The sequence below is a fragment of the Pimelobacter sp. 30-1 genome (genome assembly GCF_018831735.1).
GTDB lineage: Bacteria > Actinomycetota > Actinomycetes > Propionibacteriales > Nocardioidaceae > Nocardioides.
Genome location: NZ_NHTS01000006.1, coordinates 768,321 through 790,137 on the forward strand (window position 1 = coordinate 768,321; position 21,817 = coordinate 790,137).

At 73.5% G+C, this 21,817-nt stretch carries 17 protein-coding genes; 9 read left to right on the plus strand and 8 right to left on the minus strand.

The annotated features are described in order from the left end of the window. Positions 1–50 precede the first annotated feature (50 nt). Positions 51–977, plus strand: a complete 927-nt coding sequence (locus CCO04_RS29875; RefSeq protein WP_215815590.1) for an N-acetyltransferase — start codon at positions 51–53, stop codon at positions 975–977. Here the strand turns inward: CCO04_RS29875 and CCO04_RS18585 are convergent. Next, complete coding sequence (locus CCO04_RS18585; RefSeq protein WP_215815591.1) at positions 920–1,426, minus strand: GNAT family N-acetyltransferase; 507 nt, start codon at positions 1,424–1,426, stop codon at positions 920–922. The two genes, CCO04_RS29875 and CCO04_RS18585, sit on opposite strands and share 58 nt — an antisense overlap. After that, positions 1,419–2,804, minus strand: coding sequence for a cystathionine beta-synthase (locus CCO04_RS18590; RefSeq protein WP_215815592.1), 1,386 nt, complete (start codon positions 2,802–2,804; stop codon positions 1,419–1,421). The genes CCO04_RS18585 and CCO04_RS18590 overlap by 8 nt, the downstream gene beginning before the upstream one ends. A 37-nt stretch (positions 2,805–2,841) precedes the next feature. Here CCO04_RS18590 and CCO04_RS18595 point away from each other — a divergent pair, with 37 nt between their 5' ends. Beyond that, positions 2,842–3,912, plus strand: coding sequence for an SGNH/GDSL hydrolase family protein (locus CCO04_RS18595; protein WP_215815593.1), 1,071 nt, complete (start codon positions 2,842–2,844; stop codon positions 3,910–3,912). Between the two features lie 230 nt (positions 3,913–4,142). Here the strand turns inward: CCO04_RS18595 and CCO04_RS18600 are convergent, their stop codons facing one another. The 3 genes from CCO04_RS18600 to CCO04_RS18610 form a co-directional block, all read right to left on the minus strand. Then, entirely contained in the window at positions 4,143–5,000 is an 858-nt protein-coding gene (locus CCO04_RS18600; RefSeq protein WP_215815594.1) for a Bax inhibitor-1/YccA family protein, read from the minus strand. 118 nt (positions 5,001–5,118) lie between these two features. Continuing rightward, positions 5,119–5,808, minus strand: coding sequence for a cyclopropane-fatty-acyl-phospholipid synthase family protein (locus tag CCO04_RS18605; RefSeq protein ID WP_215815595.1), 690 nt, complete (start codon positions 5,806–5,808; stop codon positions 5,119–5,121). Positions 5,809–5,842: 34 nt separating this feature from the next. Then, positions 5,843–6,304 (minus strand): helix-turn-helix domain-containing protein, encoded by a 462-nt coding sequence (locus CCO04_RS18610; protein WP_308281338.1) that lies wholly within the window; start codon positions 6,302–6,304, stop codon positions 5,843–5,845. Between the two features lie 88 nt (positions 6,305–6,392). Between CCO04_RS18610 and CCO04_RS18615 the strand changes: the two genes are divergently transcribed. The 3 genes from CCO04_RS18615 to CCO04_RS18625 all read left to right on the plus strand — a co-directional run bounded on the left by CCO04_RS18615 (position 6,393) and on the right by CCO04_RS18625 (position 8,926). Next, positions 6,393–7,562: an MFS transporter gene (locus CCO04_RS18615; RefSeq protein ID WP_215815596.1), complete on the plus strand. Its 1,170-nt coding sequence runs from the start codon at positions 6,393–6,395 to the stop codon at positions 7,560–7,562. 129 nt (positions 7,563–7,691) lie between these two features. Then, on the plus strand, positions 7,692–8,321 hold the full coding sequence (locus CCO04_RS18620; protein ID WP_215815597.1) for a ClpP family protease: 630 nt from the start codon (positions 7,692–7,694) through the stop codon (positions 8,319–8,321). Next, positions 8,318–8,926, plus strand: a complete 609-nt coding sequence (locus tag CCO04_RS18625) for a ClpP family protease (RefSeq protein ID WP_215815598.1) — start codon at positions 8,318–8,320, stop codon at positions 8,924–8,926. Before CCO04_RS18620 ends, CCO04_RS18625 begins: the two co-directional genes overlap by 4 nt. Here CCO04_RS18625 and CCO04_RS18630 read toward each other — a convergent pair. The 3 genes from CCO04_RS18630 to CCO04_RS18640 all read right to left on the minus strand — a co-directional run bounded on the left by CCO04_RS18630 (position 8,923) and on the right by CCO04_RS18640 (position 16,436). After that, the gene (locus CCO04_RS18630) at positions 8,923–9,252 is read right to left on the minus strand and encodes a helix-turn-helix domain-containing protein (RefSeq protein ID WP_215815599.1); all 330 of its coding nucleotides are present in this window, start codon (positions 9,250–9,252) and stop codon (positions 8,923–8,925) included. The two genes, CCO04_RS18625 and CCO04_RS18630, sit on opposite strands and share 4 nt — an antisense overlap. Positions 9,253–9,309: 57 nt before the next feature. Beyond that, the gene (locus CCO04_RS18635) at positions 9,310–15,246 is read right to left on the minus strand and encodes a DUF11 domain-containing protein (protein WP_215815600.1); all 5,937 of its coding nucleotides are present in this window, start codon (positions 15,244–15,246) and stop codon (positions 9,310–9,312) included. A gap of 113 nt (positions 15,247–15,359) precedes the next feature. Next, the gene (locus CCO04_RS18640) at positions 15,360–16,436 is read right to left on the minus strand and encodes a helix-turn-helix domain-containing protein (protein WP_215815601.1); all 1,077 of its coding nucleotides are present in this window, start codon (positions 16,434–16,436) and stop codon (positions 15,360–15,362) included. Between the two features lie 253 nt (positions 16,437–16,689). On the opposite strand from CCO04_RS18640, the gene CCO04_RS18645 reads away from it, so the two are divergent. From CCO04_RS18645 to CCO04_RS18660, 4 genes are all read left to right on the plus strand, one after another. Further along, a complete protein-coding gene (locus CCO04_RS18645) occupies positions 16,690–19,062 on the plus strand; it encodes an isopeptide-forming domain-containing fimbrial protein (protein WP_215815602.1) in 2,373 nt (790 codons plus the stop codon). Positions 19,063–19,113: 51 nt separating this feature from the next. After that, positions 19,114–20,595, plus strand: a complete 1,482-nt coding sequence (locus CCO04_RS18650) for a SpaH/EbpB family LPXTG-anchored major pilin (RefSeq protein ID WP_308281339.1) — start codon at positions 19,114–19,116, stop codon at positions 20,593–20,595. Positions 20,596–20,601: 6 nt separating this feature from the next. Continuing rightward, positions 20,602–21,534, plus strand: a complete 933-nt coding sequence (locus tag CCO04_RS18655) for a class C sortase (protein ID WP_215815603.1) — start codon at positions 20,602–20,604, stop codon at positions 21,532–21,534. A 70-nt stretch (positions 21,535–21,604) separates the two neighbouring features. Beyond that, the coding region (locus tag CCO04_RS18660; protein WP_215815604.1) for a YceI family protein at positions 21,605–21,817 on the plus strand (213 nt) is incomplete at its 3' end.

The window sequence follows — 21,817 nt, forward strand, 5'->3', positions numbered from 1 at the left end:
ATGCGCGCAGACCCCCGGATTCTGGACGTCATCTCCTCGGACCCCACGTCGTGGGGCAGCGGATCGTCGTGCGGCGGGTGCTGCGCGGACAGACCGGACCGAGCGGTGGCCCCGCCTTCACCGACGTGCTCGGCACCTGCCTGGCCTGGGACGAGGAGACCTGCCTGGTCGAGCGGGCCGACGGCGAGAAGGTCCGGATCGTGCTCGCCGACGTCGTCTCCGGCAAGCCGGTCCCGCCGCGTCCGCCGGTGCGGATGCGGGTGAGCTCGCGCGACGCCGAGGCGCACACCGCCGCCTTGTGGCCCACGGTCGCGACCACGCCGCTGGGCGCCTGGACCCTGCGGACCGAGACCGCGCCCACCGGCCGGCTGCTCAAGCGCGCCAGCTCGTGCCTGGCGATGGGCGACCCCGACCGCCCGGTCGACGAGGCGCTCGCCGCCGTCGCCGCCTTCTACGCCGAGCGCGGCCGCGACCCGCTGGTCCAGGTCGAGACCGGCTCCGACGTCGAGGCGGACGTGCGCGCCGCGGGCTGGCTCCCCCTGCCGGTCGGCGACTCCGAGCTGTGGCTCGCCTCCGTCTCCCGGGTACGCCGCGCGCTCCCGCCGTCCGCGACGGCGCCGGCCACACCGGTCGAGCTGTCCGTCACCGGCCCCCGCGCGGTCGTCAGCGCGGGCACCGGCTGCGACCCGGTGGCCGAGGGGCACGCGGCGGTCGACGGCGACTGGGTCGGGCTGCACGGCGTCACCGTGGACCCGTCGTACCGGCGGCGCGGGATGGGCGCGGCCGTGGTCGCGCGCCTGCTGAGCTGGTCGGCCGAGCAGGGCGCACTCACCGCGTGGCTGCACGTCGAGGCCGACAACCCCGGCGGGCAGGCGTTCTGGGAGGCGCTGGGCTTCGCCGCCCACCACGGGTGCCGCTACTACGCGCCGGGCGCCGCCCCGGCCAGCTCGGCGAGCGCCGAGCCGGTCAGCCGGTAGGTCTCCCACTCGGTCAGGGGCGTCGCCCCGAGCGACTCGTAGAAGGCGATCGACGGCGCGTTCCAGTCGAGCACCGCCCAGTCGACGCGACGGTAGCCGCGCTCGACGGCGATCCGGGCGAGCGCGACGAGCAGCGCCCGGCCGTGCCCGCTCCCCCGCTGCCCGGGCTCGACGTAGAGGTCCTCCAGGTAGATCCCGGGCTGACCGGTCCACGTCGAGTAGGTCCGGAACCACAGCGCCATCCCGACCACGCGGCCGCCCGGCACCTCCTCGGCGACGAGCACGCTCGCCACCGGGTCGGCTCCGAACAGCCAGCGCTGCAGGTCGTCCTCGGTCGCCTCGACCGCGTCGGGCTCGCGCTCGTAGGTCGCCAGGTCGCGGATCAGCCGGAGGACGTCGGGGACGTCCTCCGGCCGCGCGGGACGGATCGGACTGGCGGCCTCAGCCACGCGCCAGGAACTGCAGCAGGTCGTGCCGGGTGAGCACCCCGACCGGCTTGCCGTCCTCGTGCACGAGCACCGCGTCGGCCGACTCCAGCAGCGGTACGGCGGCCGTGGCGTCCTCGGTCGAGCCGATCGTCGGCAGCGCCGGCGACATGTGCTGCTCGACCGGGTCGGTCAGCTTGGCCTTGCCGGTGAACACCGCGTCGAGCAGCGCGCGCTCGGAGACCGAGCCGGCCACCTCGGCCGCCACGATCGGCGGCTCGGCGCGCACGACGGGCATCTGCGAGACGGCGTACTCCTGGAGGATCTGGACCGCCTCGGCGATGGTCTCGTTGGGGTGGGTGTGCACCAGCGCCGGCAGGCCGCCGGTCTTGGAGCTGAGGATCTCGCCGACGGTGCGGGCCGGCTGGGGCTGGCCGGTGCTGAAGCCGTACTGCGCGAGCCAGTCGTCGTTGAAGACCTTGCTCAGGTAGCCGCGGCCCGAGTCGGGCAGCAGGACGACGATGACGGCGTCGTTGCGGCCCGCGGCCGCGAGCTCCTGGGCCAGCTGGCGCGCGGCGAACGCGGCCATGCCGGAGGAGCCGCCGACGAGCATCTGCTCCTCGCGGGCCAGGCGGCGGGTGAAGGCGAACGAGTCGGCGTCGGAGACCTCGATGATCCGGTCCGCCACGCCGCGGTCGTAGGTCTCGGGCCAGAAGTCCTCACCGACACCCTCGACCAGGTACGGCCGCCCGGTGCCACCGGAGTAGACCGACCCGGCGGGGTCGGCGCCGATCACCTCGACGGCCGCGTTCTGCTCCTTGAGGTAGCGACCGATGCCGGAGATCGTGCCGCCGGTGCCCACGCCCGCGACGAAGTGGGTGATCCGGCCGTCGGTCTGGCGCCACAGCTCGGGGCCGGTCTCCTCGTAGTGGGAGCGCGGGTTGTGCGGGTTCGAGTACTGGTCGGGCTTCCAGGCGCCGGGCTGGCTCGCGAGCCGGTCGGACACGTTGTAGTAGGAGTCGGGGTGCTCGGGCGCGACGGCGGTCGGGCAGACCACGACCTCGGCGCCGTACGCCTTGAGGACGTTGCGCTTGTCCTCGCTGACCTTGTCGGGGCACACGAAGATGCACTTGTAGCCCTTCTGCTGGGCCACCATCGCCAGCCCGACGCCGGTGTTGCCGGACGTCGGCTCGACGATCGTGCCGCCGGGCTTGAGCGCGCCGGAGGCCTCGGCGGCCTCGATCATGCGCGTGGCGATCCGGTCCTTCACCGAACCGCCGGGGTTGAGGTACTCCACCTTCGCCAGCACCAACGGTCCGTCGGCGGGAAGGTCGAGGGAACGATTGAGCCGGACCAGCGGGGTGTTGCCGATCAGCTGCAGCAGGGACTCGACGTACTCCATGGGATCACCGTATCGGTCCCTCCGTAGCATGGCCCGCGTGAGCAAAGCGTCCGCCGCCCGCAAGCTCGCCGCCGCCGCGCTCTACGGCGGGGGTGGGCTGTCCGCCCTCGGCGCCGGCCTCTACGGCGTCCTGAGCGCCGAGGCCAAGCTGGCCCGCAAGACGATCGGCCCCGCCCGCGAGGAGCCGCCGCCGGACGCGACCGGCTGGTACGGCCGCGGCCGGCCCGGTCCCGCGATCAAGATCGCCGTCCTCGGCGACTCCAGCGCCGCCGGCTACGGCGCCGAGCGGGTCGAGCAGACCCCCGGCGCCCTCATCGCGAGCGCGGTCGCCGAGCACGCCGACCGCCGCGTCTACCTGCGCGAGTTCTGCGTGGTCGGGGCGAAGTCCTCCGACCTCGCCGCCCAGGTCGACCGGGCGCTGCCCATCGAACCTGACGTCACCGTCATCCTCGTCGGCGGCAACGACGTCACCCACACCGTGCGGCCCTCGCACTCGGTGCGCTACCTCGCCGACGGCGTACGCCGCCTCATCGCGCCGGGCGGCAAGGTCGTCGTCGGCACCTGCCCCGACCTGGGCACGGTCCAGCCGATCGCCCCGCCGCTGCGCCAGGTCGCGCGCGCCTGGTCCCGCCGCCTGGCCGCCGCCCAGACCATCGCGGTCATCGAGGAGGGCGGCCGGACCGTCTCGCTCGGCGACATCCTCGGCCCCGAGTTCGCGGCCGCCCCGGCCCTGCTCTTCGGCCCCGACCAGTTCCACCCGTCCGTGGCCGGCTACCGCGCCCTGGCCGGCGTCCTGGTGCCGTCGGTGCTCGCCGCGCTCGAGCAGGTCCCCGACGAGGAGACGATGCTCGAAGCCTTCCGCGGCGAGGGCGTGCTGCCGGTGACCCGAGCGGCCGTCCAGGCCGTCAACGAGCCCGGTACCGAGCTCGACGGCACCGAGATCGGCGGGCGCCGGGCCGGCGTCCGCGGCCTCTGGGTCGAGCTGCGCCACCGCCGCAGCCGCCGGCACGTGCCGGGCGAGGCGCCCGACGAGCACGAGGGCCAGGAGCACCACGAGCGCGCTGCCGACAGCACCCCGGACAGCACGACGGCCCCCGAACCCACCTGAGGGGCACCGGGGGCTCGATGCCGCGCCGCGTCGAGCCGACTGCCCGTCGGTCGGTTCAGGAGCGCCGAGCGACGGAGCGTAGTGAGTGAGGCACGAGCGATCGGAGCGGAGGAATCGGCGTTCCTGCGCGCCGACGACGAAGGCCGCCCGGTGACCATGCACCGAGCGGCCTTCGACCGCGAGGCCGGCAGCGTGTCAAGCGAAGCGCCGACACGCTCGGCCCAGATGAATCAGTCCTGCTGGAGGATCGCGAGGATCCGGAGCAGGTTGGTGTAGATCCAGACCAGGCTGACGAGCAGGCCGAACGAGGCCCGCCACGACTCGCGCTCCGGGATGCCGTTGGCGATGCCCTGCTCGATGAAGTCGAAGTCCAGGATCAGCATGAACACACCGAGCACCAGGCCGACGACCGAGAACACGAGGCCGAGGCCACCGAAGCCGAAGAGGCCGAGCTGGGAGTGGAACAGGCTGAGGACGAGCTCCATCAGGCCGAGCGCGACCATGCCGAACATCGCGGCGACGACGAAGGTGCGGAACTTCTGGCCGACCTTGATGTCGAAGAACTTGTACGCCGCGAGCGTGCCCGCGAAGGCAGCGAACGTACCGACGACGGCCTGCATGACGATGCCGCCGTAGCTGCCCGAGTCGGCGCCGAAGGCGGCGTCGTAGAGCTTGCTGATCGCGCCGAGCGCGACGCCCTCGGCGACCGCGAACGCCATCACCAGCGCCGGGCTGACGACCCGCTTGAACGAGTTGACCAGCGAGAGGACGAACGCCAGGCCGGCACCGACCATCGCCGCGCCGGAGAGCGCCGGAAGGGCGGCCTTCGGGTCGTCGGCGACGCTGGGGGTGACGAACCAGGTGATCGCGGCGGCGATGACGGTGATGCCGAGGGTGATCGCGGTGGACTGGACGACCGAGTCGATGGTCATCCGGCCCTGGCGAGTGGGGGCCTCGGGGGTGATCGTGCCGGGCTGGCCGTAGGCGTCGTAGCCGTTCTGCGGCGCCTGGCCGAAGCCCTGGTAGGCGGCTGCTCCGCTCCGGTTGAACTCCTCGGAACGCCGGAACACCGGGTTGTTGCTCTGCATGGTCTCCTCCGCAGGCTGTCGTGAGTCTGCTTGGGCGGCCACGATGGCTGCCCCTCCGCCTTCAGTCTAGGCGTGTTACCGGGGGAACGCGCGGGCGCGTAAGAAGGTTCCCCAAAGCTCAGCCGATCCGGCGCAGCCGGACGACGGTGTCGCGCACGGCGAGCGGACCGTCCTCGGTGGCCTGCTCACGGGTCGGCGTGGCGGCGACCTCGACCTCCCACGGACCGTCCGGGTCGTCGGCGCCGAGCGTGGCCAGCACCCGGTCCGGCTCGAACATCAGGCCGGGACCGTGGTCGTGCCGGGCGCCGGTGGCGACGTCCTCGGGGTGGTGCGCGGTGACCACCAGGCGTCCGCCGGGCGCGACCGCGTCGGCGATGCCGCGGTAGATCGCGGGGAAGTCCGGGAGCGGGACGTGCAGGAAGCTCACCGTGACCAGGTCGAAGGTGTGCCGTCCGGCCGGGCGCGGGTCGCCCAGGGCGTCGTAGAAGCCGATCTTGATCCGGTCGCCGACACCCTCGTCCTCGGCGTGCGCGGCGACCTTCGCCAGCGCGACCTCGGAGACGTCGACGGCGGTCACCTGCCAGCCCTGCTTGGCCAGCCAGACGGCGTCCCCGCCCTCGCCGCAGGCCACGTCGAGCGCCGTACCGGGCGTGAGGTCGGCGACCTGCTCGACCAGCCGCTGGTTGGGCCGGCCGCTCCAGACCCGGTCCGTGCCGCCGTACCGCTCGTCCCAGAAGGCAGCGCTCAGCGCCTCGCGGAGGGCTTCGGGGGACTCGTCGTGCTGGTGGTCGTGGTGGTGACGGTGCATGGGAATCATGCTCCCGGTTCAGGTGGACCTGAAGTCAAGCCCCCGCCGGTACGACGCGCGCCCCGTCGGCCGCGAGCGGCTGACCGCCCACGTCGACCGGGACCAGTGCGGGCAAGGGTCGCCCCGCGGCGTCTACCAGCGTCGAGTGCGCCTCGCCCACCGCGAAGGCGTGCCGCTCCCCCCACTGGCGCAGCGCGACGACCGCGGCGAACAGGTCGCGGCCGGCCGGCGTGAGCAGGTAGACCGGGCGCTTGCCGGTCGGCCCCGGCCGGCGTTCGAGCACGCCGCGCTCGGTGAGCTTGCGCAGCCGGTCGGACAGGATGTTGCGCGCGATGCCGGTGCGGCGCTGGAAGTCGCCGAACGACTGTGCCCCGTCCATCGCGTCGCGCACCACGAGCAGGCTCCACCGGTCGCCCACCAGGTCGAGCGTCCGCGCGACCGGGCACTCCGGGTCGGTCCAGTCGGTCCCGTCGATCCCGTCGATCTTGCCGGCCACGTCGCCCACCCCTTTCGGTTTCAGATCGCAACCATACCTCGCCTAGCCTGAGCACGAACAGTTGCAATCTGAAACTCAAAGGAGCCTGATGACCACCTCCGCGCGCACCCGCACCCTCCTGCTCGCCGCGGTGGGAGCCGTCGCGGTGGCCACGATCTACGCCGCCCAGCCGGTCCTGGTCGCGATGGGCACGGACCTGGGGATCAGCGGCGGCACCCTCGGCTGGCTGGTCGCCGCCGGCCAGCTCGGCTACCTCGTCGGTCTGGTCGTCCTGGTCCCGCTCGGGGACCTGCTCGACCGGCGCCGGCTCCTGGTCGGCCACCTGCTGCTCACCGGCACGGGCACCGCCGTCGTCGCCCTCGCCGGCTCGACCGGCCTGGTGCTCGCCGGACTGGCGGCGACAGGACTCTTCGCCGTCGTCGTGCAGATCGCCGTGGCGTACGCCGCCGACCTCGCGCCCGCCGCCGAGCGCGGTCACGCGATCGGGCTGGTCACCAGCGGCGTCGTGCTCGGCATCCTCGGGGTACGGCTGCTCGCCGGGCTCCTCGCCGACCTGACCGGCTGGCGCAGCGTGTACGCCGCGCTGGCGCTCGCGACGTTCGCGCTGGCCGGGCTCGCGCGCCTGGTGCTGCCACCGGACCCGCGGGACAGGTCGGCCGGGCGGGTGCGCGGCGGGCTCGGCGGGCTCCTGCGCGACCGGCTGTTCGTCGCGCGCGGACTGGTCGTGTTCTTCCTGTTCGCCTCGTTCGGCACGCTGTGGAGCGGACTGGCGCTGCCGCTCACCGCGGACCCCTGGCACCTGACCTCCGCGCAGGTCGGGCTGTTCGGCCTCGCCGGACTGGCCGGCGCGCTGGGCGCGGCCCGGACCGGCCGAGCCCGGACCACGACCGCGAGCACGACCGCGGTCCGCACCGCGCTCGTCGTCCTGGTCGGGTCCTGGCTCGCGATCGCCCAGGCGCCGTGGTCGTTGTGGGTGCTCGGCGCCGGCGTGGTGCTCCTGGACTACGCCGTGCAGGCGGTCCACGTCGACAACCAGCACCGGCTCACCGAGGCCTACCCGGGGCGGTCCAGCAGCGTCATCGGCGGCTACATGGTGTTCTACTCGCTCGGGTCGGCGCTCGGCGCCGCGACCACGGCCGCCGCCTATGCGGCGGGCGGCTGGGTGGCGTCCAGCCTGCTCGGAGCGGGCTTCGCGCTCGGGGCGCTGGCCGCCGCCACGCTGCTCCGGGAGCGACGGTTCGCCGCCCCGCCGCAGTGAGTCGCGGCCCCGCCGCAGTGAGTCGCCGCCCCGCCGCAGTGAGTCGCCGCCCCGCTGCTGTGAGCAGCGCGCCGCCGCTGTGGGCGGAATCGCCTGGTCCGGGCGGTCGGCTCCGCGGAGGGTGGCGTCATGAGCAACGACAACGGCCCCCGCCTCTTCGACGACCGGGCGCGACGCGAGCTGTACCAGCAACGCGTCCTGGTCCTCGACGGCGCACTCGACGACGACAACGGCATGCTGCTGGCCACCCAGGTGATCGCGCTGGCGGCCGAGAACCCCACCGCGGAGATCGCGCTGTGGATCCACTCCCCCGGCGGATCGGTGCCCGCCATGCTCGCCATCCGCGACGTGATGCGCCTGGTCCCCTGCCCGGTCTCGACCCTGGCGCTGGGGATCGCGTGCAGTGCCGGGCAGTTCCTGCTCTCCGCCGGCGAACCGGGACGACGGCGCGCCCTGCCCCATGCCCGGGTCCTCATGCACCAGGGATCGGCCGGGATCGGCGGTACCGCGGTCGACATCGAGCTCCAGGCCCAGGACCTGCGCCACACCCGCGACACGGTCCTCGCCCTCATCGCCGCCGACACCGGCCAGCCGCTCGACCGGATCTTCGAGGACTCCCTGCACGACCGCTGGTACACCGCCCAGCAGGCCCTCGACTACGGCTTCATCGACGAGGTCGTGACCAGCTTCGACGCCGTCGTACCGCCGCACCGGCGCCCGGTCGGGCTCGGCACCTTCGCGACGGGAGCCGCCCGGTGAACAGCTACCTGGTCCCCAACGTCATCGCCCAGCACCCACGCGGCGAACGGGTGATGGACGTCTACTCCCACCTGCTCACCGAGCGCGTCGTGTACGTCGGCACGGCGATCGACGCCGGCGTCGCGAACACCCTCGTGGCCCAGCTGCTCTACCTCGAGGCCGACAACCCCGAGCGCGACATCCAGCTCTACATCAACTGCGAGGGCGGCGACCCGAGCGCGATGCTCGCCGTCCACGACACGATGCAGTACATCCGCCCCCAGGTCGCGACGACCTGCGTGGGTCAGGCGATCGCGGTCGGTGCGGTGCTCCTCGCGGCCGGCGCCCCGGGCAAGCGGGCCGCACTCCCCCACGCCCGGATCGTGCTGCACCAGCCCGCGGCGCAGGGCCGCGGCGCCATCCCCGACCTCATCCTCCAGGCCGACGAGGTGGTCCGGGTGCGCGCCGACATCGAGCGGATCCTGTCGCGCCACACCGGCCAGGACACCGCCACCCTGCGCGCGGACACCGACCACGACCGGGTGTTCACCGCGACGGCGGCCCGCGACTACGGGCTGCTCGACCACGTCATCGAGGAGCGCGACCCGCTTGCGCTGTCGGGTTAGGCGGCGAGCGCCAGGACCGAGACCGAGGCCGAGGTCCCGGCCGGCACCGAGCGGAGCCCGTCACCGGACCGGACGACGGAGAGGTCCCCCGTGATCGCCGCGGTGAGGTCGAGGAGCGTGAGCCCGAGCGCGCCGGCCACCGCGGCGATCATCTCGCTGCTGGGCTCCTTGATGCCGCGCTCGATCTCGGAGAGGTATTGCGGCGAGATGCCCGCGCGCTGCGCGGTCTCGGTCAGCGTCTCGCCTCGCTCGCGGCGCAGGTCGCGCAGTCGTCGTCCCAGCACGTCACGCCACAGCGGCTCCGCTGCCTTCTGCTCCTCGGCCATGCCTCATCGTAGGTCGGCGGATCGGCCCGTCCGGGGCCCTCGCGGAGTGTTCTGCTCTCAGCAGAAGCGCCGGCCGACGAGGACCGCCGCTCCACCGAGCAGGGTCAGGAGAACGCCGAGCGCGAGCAGCGGCCAGCCCACCGGCGACCCGGTGGCGGGCAGAGCGCCGCCCCCGTCGGTCGGCGTAGCGGCCGGGGCCGGGGCGGGTGCCGGCGGCAGGTCGACGGCCGAGCGTCCGCTGACGGTCGGCGTCCGCGCGCCGTCGGCCGCGGCCTGGGCCGAGGCCACGTTGCGCAGGCCCCCGGCACGGACGTCGGCCGCGGTCACCCGGTAGCCGGCCGTGCAGACGATCCGCTGGCCGGGCGCCAGTCCGGCGCCGAGCGCGGGACAGCGCACCGTGCCGAGCCTGCCGGAGCCGGAGAACCGCTCCTCGCGGACCTCGACCTGGCGCAGCGTCACGTTGCCGGTGTTGGTCACCACGAAGGAGTAGGTGATCCGGTCACCGACGCCGATGGTGCGGGCGTCGGCACGCTTGACCAGGCTCAGGGACGGCGCCGGCGCCACCGGTACGTCGACCCGCGCCGGCGGTGAGCTCACCGCCGGCCCGCGCGGCGGCGTCGCGCCCGCGGTCGCGGTGTTGGTGAGCGCGCCGGCGTCGACGTCGGCCTGGGTGGGCTCGTAGGTCGCCGTGCAGGTCATCGACTCGCCGGGCGCCAGCGCGGTGCCGGGGCAGGCGATCGCGGAGAGCCTGCCGGTCCCGGAGAACGCGGTCTCGGTCACGGCGACCTCGCGCAGTCGTACGGTGCCGGTGTTGGTCACCTCGAAGGAGTAGGTCACCGTCTCGCCGGCCCGCAGCACCGTGCGATCGGCCTTCTTGACCAGCGTGAGGGCGGCGGTCCCGGGGGCCTCGACCGTCGTCGACGAGGGCGGCGAGGCGACCGGGTCGCCGGTCGGCGGGGTGCCGTGGGCCGTGGCGGTGTTGGTGAGCGTGCCGGCGTCGACGTCGTCCTGGGTCACCGTGTAGGTCGCCACGCAGGTGATCTGGGCCTGCGGGGCGAGGGCACCCGGCGGGCAGCTGATCGGCGACAGCTCTCCGGACCCGGAGAACGCGCCCTCGGCGACGCCAACGTCGGTGAGGGTCACGGTGCCGGTGTTGGTGACCGCGAACGCGTAGGTGACCACCTGACCGACGCGCAGGTCCGTCGCGTCGGAGGACTTCACCAGGCTCAGCGCGGGCGCCGGCGGCAGCGGGAGCACCTCGGTGTCGGGCGCCGAGGTGAGCCGGTCGCCCCGCGGCGGCGTCGCAGCGGCGGTCGCGGTGTTGGTCAGCGAGCCGGCGTCGACGTCGGCCTGGGTGACCTCGTAGGTCGCCGTGCAGGTGGTCGCGTCGCCCGGGAGCAGCGGCCCGGCCGGGCAGGTGATCGCGGACAGCGCGCCGGTACCGGAGAAGTCACCCTCGGTGACCGCGACCTCGCGCAGCGTCACGTTGCCGGTGTTGGCGACCCGGAAGGAGTAGGTCAGCCGGGTGCCGGCGACGACGTCGCGGCGCGGTTCGACCGACTTGTCGAGGGTCAGCGCGGGCGCCTGGTCGGCGGGGATCGCGACCTGCGAGGGCGCCGAGACGACGGGCTCGTCGGCGCCCGGTGGGACCGCGGCGGCGGTGGCCCGGTTGTCGAGGGTGCCGGCGTCGACGTCGTCCTGGGTCACCTCGTAGGTCGCCGTGCACGTCGTCCGGGCACCGGGCGCCAGCGTGGTCACCGGGCAGCTGATCGCCGAGAGCGCGCCCGACCCCGAGAACGACGTGTCACGCACGACGACCTCGCGCAGCGTGACGGTGCCCGTGTTGGCCACCACGAAGGAGTAGGTGACGGTCTCGCCCGCGACCAGCTCGGTCTTGTCGGCGGACTTGGTCAGCGCGATCGAGGGGCTCGGCGTCACCGGCACCGAGGCGCTGTCACGGCCCGAGGTGACGCTCGCCCCGTCGGGCGCGGTGCCGCCCGCGACCGCGGTGTTGATCAGCCGGCCGCCGCGGTCGACGTCGGCCTGGGTCGTCACGTAGGTCGCCGTGCACAGCACCGTCTCGCCCGGCGCCAGGCGCGGACCCGGCTCGCTCAACGGGCCTCCGGCCGGACGGCAGGTGAGTGCGCTCATCGTGCCCGAGCCGTCGAAGGCGACCTCGTCGACGTGCCAGTCGGCGATGGTGACGTTGCCGGTGTTGGTGAGCGCGAAGGTGTAGGTGATCGGCTGGCCCGCGGCGGTGATCTCGTCGCGGTCGGCGGACTTGACCAGGTTCAGCCGCGGCTGCGCCGCCTGAGGTACGGCGGCCTCCGCCGGGCCCGAGCCGTACTCGCCGCCCTGGGGGTCACGGCCCCAGGCGTTGGCCGCGTTGTAGACCCGCCCGGCGTCGACGTCGGCCTGCTCCACCACGTAGGTGGCCGCGCAGGTCATCTGCTCCGTGGGCGCCAGCGTGCTCGTGGGACAGGTGATCTCGCTGAGCCGGCCAGCCCCGGTGAACTGGGTCTCGGTGACGTCGGCGTCGTGGAGGGTGGTGTTGCCGGAGTTGGTGACCACGAAGGTGTAGGTCAGCGTCTCGCCGGCCCGCAGCGCGTCGTCGGGGGTGACCGACTTGGTCAGGGTGAGCGCCGGGTCCTGGACCACGTCGACCTCGACCTCGTCGGGAGCAGACGTGATCGGGCCGCCCTGGGGCGGCGTGCCGCCGGCGGTGGCGGTGTTGGTCAGCGGTGTCTGGGCGTCGATGTCGGCCTGGGTGACCGGGTAGGTCGCGGTGCAGGTCGTCGAGGCGCCCGGGATGAGCACGGCCGGCTCGGCCGGGCACACCACGGCCGAGAGGTCGCCGGTGCCGCTGTGCCCGGTGTCGGCGACGGTGATCTCGCGCAGGCTCACGTTGCCGGTGTTGGTGACCACGAAGGAGTAGGCGATGACCTCACCCGCCCGGGTGACCACCTGGCGGTCGGCGCGCTTGTCGATGCTGAGCCGCGGCGCGGGCGCCTCGGTGAGCCGGGCCCGGCTCGGCTCGGAGGTGACGGCCGGTCCGTGCGGCGGCGTACCGCCGGCGGTGGCGGAGTTGTCGAGCGTGCCACGATCGACATCGGCCTGCTGGACGACATAGGTCGCGGTGCAGGTGATCGAGGCGTCCGGGGCCAGTGCCTCGACCGGCGGGCAGCTGATCGCCGACATCGGCCCGGCGCCGGTGAAGGTGCCTTCGGTGACGGCGATCTCGCGCAGGGTCAGGTTGCCGGTGTTGGTGACGACGAAGGAGTAGCGCACGGTCTTGCCGACCGGCGCGAGGGTGCGGGTGTCGGCGGACTTCGCGATGGTGATCGACGGCTCCTCGGCCAGGTCGACGATCGCCTCGCTCGGCGGGGACTGCACCGGGTCGCCGTCGGGGTCGGCCGCGCTCGCCCGGGCGGTGTTGGTCAGGTCCTGGCCGCGGTCGATGTCGGCCTGGGTGAGCGTGTAGCGCACGAAGCAGGTCACCGAGACACCCGGGCGCAGGGACGCTGCGGCGGGCGGGCAGTAGACGTCCGGGCGCGCGCCGAGCCCGGAGAAGGCCTGCTCGTCGACGCCGACGTCGTGGACGGTGACATTGCCGGTGTTGGTGATCTTGAACTGGTAGCTGACCACCTCGCCCGCGCGGGAGGCCGCCACCGGGAGGGCGGTCTTGACCAGCTCGAGCCGCGGCGCGTTCTCGATCGGCTCACCGGTGGTCGACGGCGGCGAGGTGACCGGGGAGTCGCTCGGGTCGGTGCCGGTCGCGACCGCGGTGTTGTCGACCTTGCCGGCGTCGATGTCGGCCTGGGTGAGGGCGTAGGTCGCCGTGCAGCTCAGCTGCTCGCCGGGGGCGAGCGGACCGGTCGAGGGGCAGTCGATCGGCGAGAGCGCGCCGGTGCCGGTGAACTCCTGCTCGTCGATCGCGACCTGGTCGATGGTGACGTTGCCGCGGTTGGTGACCCAGAAGGTGTAGGTGATGACGTCGCCGGCCGTCGGCACCCCGTCGGGACCGAGGTCGATCCGGTCGACCTTCTCGAGGTCGAGCTCGGGGTCCGCGGGCACGCGCACGGTCGCGGAGGACTCCCCCGAGACGGCCCGCTCGCCACCGGGCGTGGTCGCCGCGGCGGTGGCCGTGTTGACCAGCGGGGCGCCGGTGTCGACGTCGGCCTGGGTGACCTCGTAGGTCGCCGTGCAGGTCACGCTCGCGCGCGGGGCCAGCGGGCCCGCCGGACAGGTCACCGCCGACATCGCGCCGCTGCCGTTGAAGGCGGTCTCGTCGATCGTCACCGAGCGCAGGGTGACGTTGCCGGTGTTGGTGACCCGGAAGGAGTAGGTGAGCACCTGACCGGCGCGCTGGGCCTCAGGACGGTCGGCGGTCTTGACCAGGCTCAGCGCGGGGACCGGCTCCTGGGGCACGCTCACCTCGTCGGGCGGTGAGGTGACCGGGGCGCCGCCGGTGGTCGGCGTCCCGGTGGCGGTCGCGGCGTTGGTGATCCGGCCGCGGTCGACGTCGGCCTGCTGGACGACATAGGTCGCCGTGCAGGTCGTGGTCGCGGTCGGGGCGAGGTCGCCGGCCGGGCACGTCACGGTGGAGAGGTCGCCCGCGCCGTCGAAGGAGGTCTCGTCGACGGCGATGTCGCGCAGCGGGGTGTTGCCGGTGTTGGTGACCTCGAAGGAGTAGGTGATCGTCTCGCCGGCGACGAGCTCGGGCCGGTCGGCGCTCTTGTCGATGCTCAGCGCCGGGCGCAGCGCCTCGTTGCTGAAGGTGCACAGCGCGGCCACGCCGTCGGTGCCGCCGTCGGGCATGACGAAGCTGCCCGTGGTGCCCGTCCCGGAGGCGATCACCGCGTCGCCGGCGTTCTGGTCGACGCAGGTCCAGCGGCTGCGGTAGTCCGGCAGTCCCGAGCCGGCCCCCGTCTCGGAGATCGTGTAGCGGGTCCCGGTCAGGGCGAGGACCGGACCGGCCACCTGGGGCTGGACGCCGTCGGCGCTGCCCGCGGTGGTCGCGGTGTTGGCCCGGGTGATGCCGCCGCCGGTGACCGAGAGCGTGACCTGGTCACCCGGGTTCTTGCGCCCACCCGGGAAGTCCTTGGCCACCTCGACGGTGTTGGGCGCCGCGCACGAGGCGAGGTCGCCGAGCCGGTTGGCGTCGGGCATCGGGGCGCTGTGGACCACCGCGCCGGTCGTGGGGTTGATCTGGAAGATCGTGGCCCGGCTCGCCACGTGCAGGTAGCCGGTGCCGGCGAAGGCGAGGCCGACGATCGGCTGCCCGGCCGTGGTCTGGACCCGGGCCAGCTCGGTGGCCTGGAGCGCGAGCGGCGTGCCGACGCGCGCGGTCGGCAGGTCCTGCTTGATCACCGAGACCGCGTTGTTGCCGTTGCCGTCGCCGGTGGAGACGTAGAGGTTGCCCTGGGCGTCGAAGGCCATGTCGCCGTTGTTGCCGATCGGCACCGGGCCACGGGCGACCAGACCCAGGTCTGCGTTGGTCGTCGGGTTGTAGCCGTAGATCCAGATGCCCGTGGAGTCGACCCCGCCGTAGTAGTAGATGCCGGTGGCGGCGTTGAACGCGCCGTGGGTGTAGCGCACCCCGTTGGCGACCCGGAGCAACCGGTAGGAGTCCGTGGCGCGGGTGTAGGTCGCGACGTAGCGCTGGTCGCCGTCGCTGGGGTTGGTGGTGGCGAGCACCGCGTAGACCGCGCCCCCGTCGCCGGAGATGCCCATCGCGTTGAAGGCGTAGGTCTGGTTGGACCAGTTCATCCGGCCCACCGAGGTCTGGGTTCCGGTGATCGTGTCGACCCGCCAGATCGTGTAGGGATAGGGGATCTGGAGCCCGTAGACCTGGCTGCAGTCGAGCGCCGGGGCGGCCGCGGCCCGCGGCGCGCTGGTCACCGTGAGTGCCGCCAGACCCGCCACGAGAAGCGGCAGGCAGGTGAGGAGCACGAGCCAACGCCGTCGTACCAGCCGAGCACCAGACGTCGCCATGGTGTTGCGCCCCCATCCGCCAGTCGCCGAGAACCGCTGCGATGGGACGGATGATTCCGAGCCGGCCGGGGACGACGCCACGAACGCCGGCGACCTGTTCGCAAAACGACGATTCAGGCCGACCAGTCGAACTCGTCGAGGCTGGTGAGCAGCGGCCGGGCCCGACCCGGGGGCAGCAGCGCAGCGCCGGTACGGCCGCGGTCGCGGCGCCACACCCGGGGATTGGCCCCGAACTCGCGACGGAAGGCACGCGCGAAGGTGTTGACGTCGATGAAGCCGACCTCGCGGGCGATGCTCTCGACCTTCATCTGCGGGTACGCCGCGAGCCGGACCGCCGCGCGCCGCAGCCGCTGCCGGCGCAGGTAGGCCGCGGGGGCACCGTCGTCGATCGCGGCGAAGAGCTTCTCCAGGTAGCGCCGCGAGATCATGAACCGGCGCGCGATGTCGTCGACGCTCAGCCCGGGGTCGGCGTAGTTCTGGTCGATGAACCAGCGCACGCTGGCCACCAGCGCTCCCCCGCTCAGCGCCGGCATCGAGCGCTCGGGGTAGACCATCTCGTGGACCAGCGCGTTGGCGAGCTCGACGGCGATCTCCTCGTGCGTGGCGACCTCGTGCGCCGCGACCGGGCGGCGCATCGCGACGAGCCCGGCCAGGTAGCGGCGGAGCACGTTGAGCGTGTCGCACGATCCCGGGACGGCGGTGCTGGTGATCCCCCGCAGCGTCCGGTCGGCGGCGGCGAGCCGGGCACGCGGCAACCGCAGGGCCAGCAGATCGTTGCCCTCCTCGAAGCGCATGCTGTAGGGCCGGTCGCCGTCCATGAGGAACCCGCTGCGCCGGCCGTAGCGGGCGATCCGGCCGGCCTGCACGGTCGTCCCGCCGCCGCCGAGGAACACCGCGAACATGAAGACCTCACGCGGATCACTGCGGACCGACCGCTCAGTGCGGGTCACGGTGGCCGGCGTGGAGCCGATCTGGGTGATCCCCACGGTCCCGAGGACCCGCTCGCGCACCGCGCCGCGCACCTGGGCCCCCGCGGCGGGCTGCGGCCCGCTCGGGCTCGCGATGTCGACCGCCAGCGGCACGTAGGCGCGACTGCACGCGTCAGCCCAGGCCTCGATCCCGGTCACCTCGAGATAGCGCGCGGGCACCGCCTCGTCGAGACGCCCCGCGCGCGCACCACTGTCACTCATCCGTCCCCCCTCGACCATGAGAACGACGGGAGGGTCGGGACGGAAGCACCCTCCGGGCCGGTGTTCGCAAAACGTCGATCCAGCGGCCCGCATCTACGAATTGCGAACACCCCCCGGTCCTGGCTTTCGTTCTCCCCGACCGCCGATGACAGTGGTGGAACCCGGGCCGCGCCGCTGCCCGGGCGGGTGGACCTCAGCGCAGACGGACGACCCGCAGTACCTGTCGCCGACGTCCCCTGGGGGTTTCCTTCGCATGCGCCGTCCTGTTGTCGCACCGCGTTCCCGAGCGCGCCTGCGCGCCTTCGTGCTCGCCCTGCTCACCGGGGCCGGGCTCCTCGCCCTGCCCGGCGCGACGGCGTCGGCCGGAGCGGCGGGAGCGGCGGCAGCGGCGCCCGCACCGACGCCGTACTGCACGCCGGGGCTCTACTACGCCGTCACGGTCGACGGCACCATCGGCCGCGCCCAGATGAGCGGCACCCCGCCGACGCCACCGAGCACCCTGACCCAGGTCGGCACCCTCGGCATCACCCGGCCCTGGGAGAACGGCCCCGCGTCGCCGACCGCGAGCTCCTACGGGCCCGCCAACGCGCTCGGGGTGGCACCCGACGGCACCTTCTACGCGCTGCAGCCGCGCGTGGTCCGCGCCACCAACGCCGCCCAGGACCGCTGGCTGGTCGACATCTACCGGATGGCGCCGGGCGCGACCAGCGGCACCCGGGTCGCAACGGACTACTGGTACGACTCCGGGCGCCGCACGAGCACCGGCGAGCAGAAGACGTTCAAGACCATCGGCGGCGCGGTGCACCCGAGCAACGGCGCCTACTACTTCATGAACGTCCAGGAGCGCCCGCGCGACGCCCGCTTCCCCGCCGGTTGGGCGATCGACGTCTTCGAGTACAAGCCCGCGAGCGGTGTCGCGCTGCGGGCGACGATCGCGATGCCCGCGGGCTCGGTGGTCGCCAACGGCTCGATGAACGGCGACATCGACTTCGACGACCAGGGCAACTTCTACTTCCTCTACTCCGGTGACGGCAGGTCCCAGCTGCTCTCGGTCAGCCGCGAGCGCGTCGAGGCGGCACCGCGCAACGGCGACCCGATCGCACCGTCGGCGGTCTCGGAGACCATCGAGACGCCGACCGGCATGTCCTACAACGGCATCGCCTTCGACTCCACCGGCGCGATCGTGGTCCAGGCGGCCAACGCCAGCACCGCGGTCACCAGCCACCGCACCTTCGACCCCAACACGCTGCGGCCCATCTCGCGCCTGGTGCAGACCAACCTCAACCTCGGCTCGGACCTCGCCTCCTGCCAGTCCCCCGGCACGCTGCGCCTGGAGAAGGAGGTCGTGGGCCGCGACCTGCCCGAGGACCAGTTCCGGCTGAGCATCCACCGGATCACCGACGGCGGCGAGAGCACCACGGCCACCGCCACCACCTCCGGTACGGCGACCGGCCTCCAGCCCGACTCCGCCGGTCCCTCGCCCGCGTTCACCGGCGCCACCTACGAGCTGCGCGAGACCGCGACCCGCAGCGGCGGGCTGGCCGACTACACGACCACCTGGCGCTGCACGAACGCCGACACCGCGGCGACGTACGCCACCGGCACGGGCAGCACGATCCGGATCGCGTCCTTCCCCGCCAGCACCCGGCTGACCTGCCGCTTCGTCAACACCCCGGTGGAACGGCCGATCGTGGTCACCAAGAGCGTCGACCCGGCCAGTGGTACGGCGGTCTCGCCGGGCCAGCTCGTCCGCTACACGCTGGGCTTCGACAACACCGCCGGACGCCGGGCCGCCGCGGTCGACCACACCGACGTGCTCACCGGCGTGCTCGACGACGCGACGCTCGTACCCGGCTCGATCGACGCGCAGGCCCCGCTGCGCGCGGCGCTCGACGGCGACCGGCTCCGCATCGGGGGCTCGGTGCCGGCCGGTGAGACCCGCACCGTGACCTACCAGGTGCGCGTCGACCGGTCCGCCGACCTCGGCGACCGGGTGCTGCGCAACCTGGTCGTGCCCGGCGACCCGACCGATCCGCCGTGCACGCCGGACACGAGCTGCACCGAGAACCCCGTCGAGGACGCCGCCTGGACGGTGGGCAAGCGCGCCGAGCCCACGAGCGGCGCGGAGGTGCGGCCCGGCGAGGTCGTGACCTACCTGGTGGACGCCTCGGTGCGCCGGGGCGTCGTACCGGACGCGGTGCTCGAGGACGACCTGAGCGGCGTGCTCGACAGCGCCGCCTTCGTACCCGGATCCGCGAGCCTCACCATCGACGGCGGTACGCCGACCGCGGTCCCCGACCCGACCGGGACCACCCTGCGCACCGCCCCGTTCCGGCTGGGCGCCGGGCAGTCCGCGCGCCTGCGCTACCAGGTCCGCGTCGACGACGACGCCTGGGCGCGCACCCTGCGCAATGTCGTCACCGGCGACGGCGCGAGCCCGCCGGAGCGGTGCGCGCCCGGCGGCAGCACCGACGGCTGCACGACCGAGCACCCGACGTCCGCACCGACCCTCACCCTGCCCGCCACCGGCGGCAGCGGCTCCGAGCACCTGCGCCTGCTCGGCGGCGCGCTGCTCGTGCTCGGCGCCGCGGCCGGGCTGGCCCGCCGCCGACCCCACCGTGCCTGACCCCCTGATCGACCCGCGTACCCGTCCCACCCAACCCGAGGAGCAATTTCCGTGCCGACCACCTTGCGACGCGTGCTGAGCACCGTCCTGATGATGCTGCTGGGGATCGGCCTCGGCGCCGGCGCCGCCCAGGCGGCCCCGGTCGTCGACATCGACCCCGATGCGACGGCGTCCCTGCACATCCACAAGCTCGAGCAGCCCGACGACTTCGGGCCGCCGGCCGACGGTCTCGAGACCGACACGGCCGGCCAGAAGCCCCTGGCCGGCGTCGAGTTCACCGTCCAGCGGGTCGCCGACATCGACCTGACCACCAACGCCGGCTGGCGCGAGGCTGCGTCGCTGAGCACCGAGCAGGCGGCCGCACGGGCCGAGACGCCCGGGCGCACCGGCGTCACCGACGTCAACGGCGATGTCAGCCTCACCGGGCTGCCGCTCGGGCTCTACCTGGTCACCGAGACCGCCTACCCGGCCGGCGTGACGCCGTCGAAGCCGTTCCTGGTGACGCTCCCGCTGACCCACCCGACCGAGCGCGACACCTGGCTCTACGACGTCCACGTCTATCCCAAGAACGCCGTCACCAGCGCGACCAAGAGCGTCGAGGACAGCGCGAGCGTCAAGCTCGGCGACGACGTGACCTGGACGATCAAGGCCGACATCCCGCGGGTCGAGGAGATCGACCTCTACCGGATCGTCGACAAGCTCGACACCCGCCTCGACCACAAGTCGACCACCGTCCGGCTCACCAACGACGCCGCGCTGAGCGAGGGCACCGACTACACCATCGCCTTCGACGCCGCGACCAACACCGTGACCGTCGAGTTCACCGCCGCCGGCCGGGCGATCCTGGCCGCCAACGCCACCGAGGCCCAGGTCGAGGTCGTCATCACCACGGCGGCCAACGCGGCCGGCACGATCACCAACGAGGCGATCGTCTATCCCAACGAGGCCAGCACCGAGCACCGGCCCGGTGAGCCCGGCGGACCGATCGTCACCCCGCCGGTCGACAGCCGCTGGGGCGTCATCGTGATCGAGAAGGTCGAGGCCACCCCGGGTAGCAGCGGCTCCGCCCTGCGCGCCGCCGGCGACCGGCTGGCCGGCGCCGAGTTCCAGGTCTACGCCAGCGAGGCCGACGCCCGCGCCCAGCGCAACCCGATCGTCATCGACGGCGTCGACACCTGGACCACCGGCGCCGACGGCCGCGCGGTGATCAGCGGCCTGCGCTACTCCGGCTATGCCGACGGCCGCGCGCTCGAGATCGGCGACCCCGACTACCGCTCGTACTGGCTGGTCGAGACCAAGGCCCCCGACGGCTTCGAGCTGCTCGCCGAGCCGGTCCAGGTCGACGTGACCAGCGACGACCCGAGCACGGTCACCATCTCGATCGAGAACGTGCCCCACAACGCCGGCTGGACGCTGCCCCTCACCGGTGGCGGCGGCACCGCACTGGTGACCCTGCTCGGCCTGCTGCTGCTCGGCGGCGGCGTGCTGGTCGCGGTGGTCCGCGGCCGTCGTCGTACCGGCGTGGAGGCCTGAGCGACCGTGTCCCTGCGCACCCCACCGGCCCGCGTGCGCCGTCCGCGCGCGCGGGTCCGGTGGGACCTGCTCGTCGTCGTGGTGATGGTGTGGGCGGGCCTCGGGCTGCTCCTCTATCCCGCCGCCGCCACCTGGTACGCCGACATCGGCCACCGCGACGCCGTCACCGGCTACGCCCGCGAGGTCGAGCAGACCGCACCCGCAGCGCGCTCGCGCCTGCTCGAGGACGCCCGCCGCTACAACGCCTCGCTCCCCCACGGCCGGCTCCAGGACCCGTGGACGAGCCGCGACACCGCGCCGGGTCTCGACCCCGGCAGCTACGAGCAGCAGCTCGCCCTCGCCGACGCCGGTGGCGTGATCGGGCGGATCTCCTACCCCCGCCTGGGCATCCAGCTGCCGATCTACCACGGCACCGCGCCGTCCGTGCTGACCAAGGGCGCCGGCCACCTCTTCGGCTCCAGCCTCCCGGTCGGCGGCGCCGGCAGCCACGCGGTGCTGACCTCGCACTCGGGCTACGTGCACAAGCTCTTCGACGACCTGCACGAGGCCCGGCGCGGCGACCTGTTCGCCGTCAACGTCCTCGACCAGACGCTGTACTACGAGGTCGACGGGGTCGAGACCGTCGAGCCCGACCAGACCGAGTCGCTGCGCATCGAGCCCGGCGCCGACCTGCTCACCCTCGTCACGTGCGCGCCCATCGGCGTCAACAGCCACCGCCTGCTCGTCCGCGGGCACCGGGTCGACGCCCCGGCCACTCCACCCGCGGGGACGGCGATCCTCGGGTCCGGCGCCGACCGCGCGCCGGCGGGGTTCCCGTGGTGGCTGGCGCTCCTGCTCGGCGGGGGCGGGACCGCGACCGGGGCCGTCGTGTGGCTCGCCCGGCGCGGCCGGCAGGGCGAGAGCAACGAGGGCGAGAGCGACGAGGGCGAGAACGGCTGACTTCCGGCGTTTTGCGCACGGTTCCGCGGCGGCCGGGTGCCGGGGCGTCGTACCGGCCGATAGTGGAGCGATGAGCGAATCCCCAGCCCTCACCGACATCAGCGGCGACTACACCCTCGACACCGCCCACAGCCGCCTCGGCTTCGTCGCCCGCCACGCGGTCGTCACCAAGGTCCGCGGCCAGTTCACCGACTGGACCGCCACCGCCCACATCGACACCACCAACCCCGCCGCCTCCTCGGTCACCCTGACCATCAACCCCGCCAGCGTCAGCACCGGCAGC

Coding starts and splice junctions, on each gene's coding strand:
- CCO04_RS18590 (WP_215815592.1), bottom strand. CDS start 2,804: ATGGAGTACGTCGAGTCCCTGCTGCAGCTGATCGGCAACACCCCGCTG.
- CCO04_RS18640 (WP_215815601.1), bottom strand. CDS start 16,436: ATGAGTGACAGTGGTGCGCGCGCGGGGCGTCTCGACGAGGCGGTGCCC.
- CCO04_RS18600 (WP_215815594.1), bottom strand. CDS start 5,000: ATGCAGAGCAACAACCCGGTGTTCCGGCGTTCCGAGGAGTTCAACCGG.
- CCO04_RS18620 (WP_215815597.1), top strand. CDS start 7,692: ATGAGCAACGACAACGGCCCCCGCCTCTTCGACGACCGGGCGCGACGC.
- CCO04_RS18635 (WP_215815600.1), bottom strand. CDS start 15,246: ATGGCGACGTCTGGTGCTCGGCTGGTACGACGGCGTTGGCTCGTGCTC.
- CCO04_RS18645 (WP_215815602.1), top strand. CDS start 16,690: ATGCGCCGTCCTGTTGTCGCACCGCGTTCCCGAGCGCGCCTGCGCGCC.
- CCO04_RS18630 (WP_215815599.1), bottom strand. CDS start 9,252: ATGGCCGAGGAGCAGAAGGCAGCGGAGCCGCTGTGGCGTGACGTGCTG.
- CCO04_RS18605 (WP_215815595.1), bottom strand. CDS start 5,808: ATGCACCGTCACCACCACGACCACCAGCACGACGAGTCCCCCGAAGCC.
- CCO04_RS18615 (WP_215815596.1), top strand. CDS start 6,393: ATGACCACCTCCGCGCGCACCCGCACCCTCCTGCTCGCCGCGGTGGGA.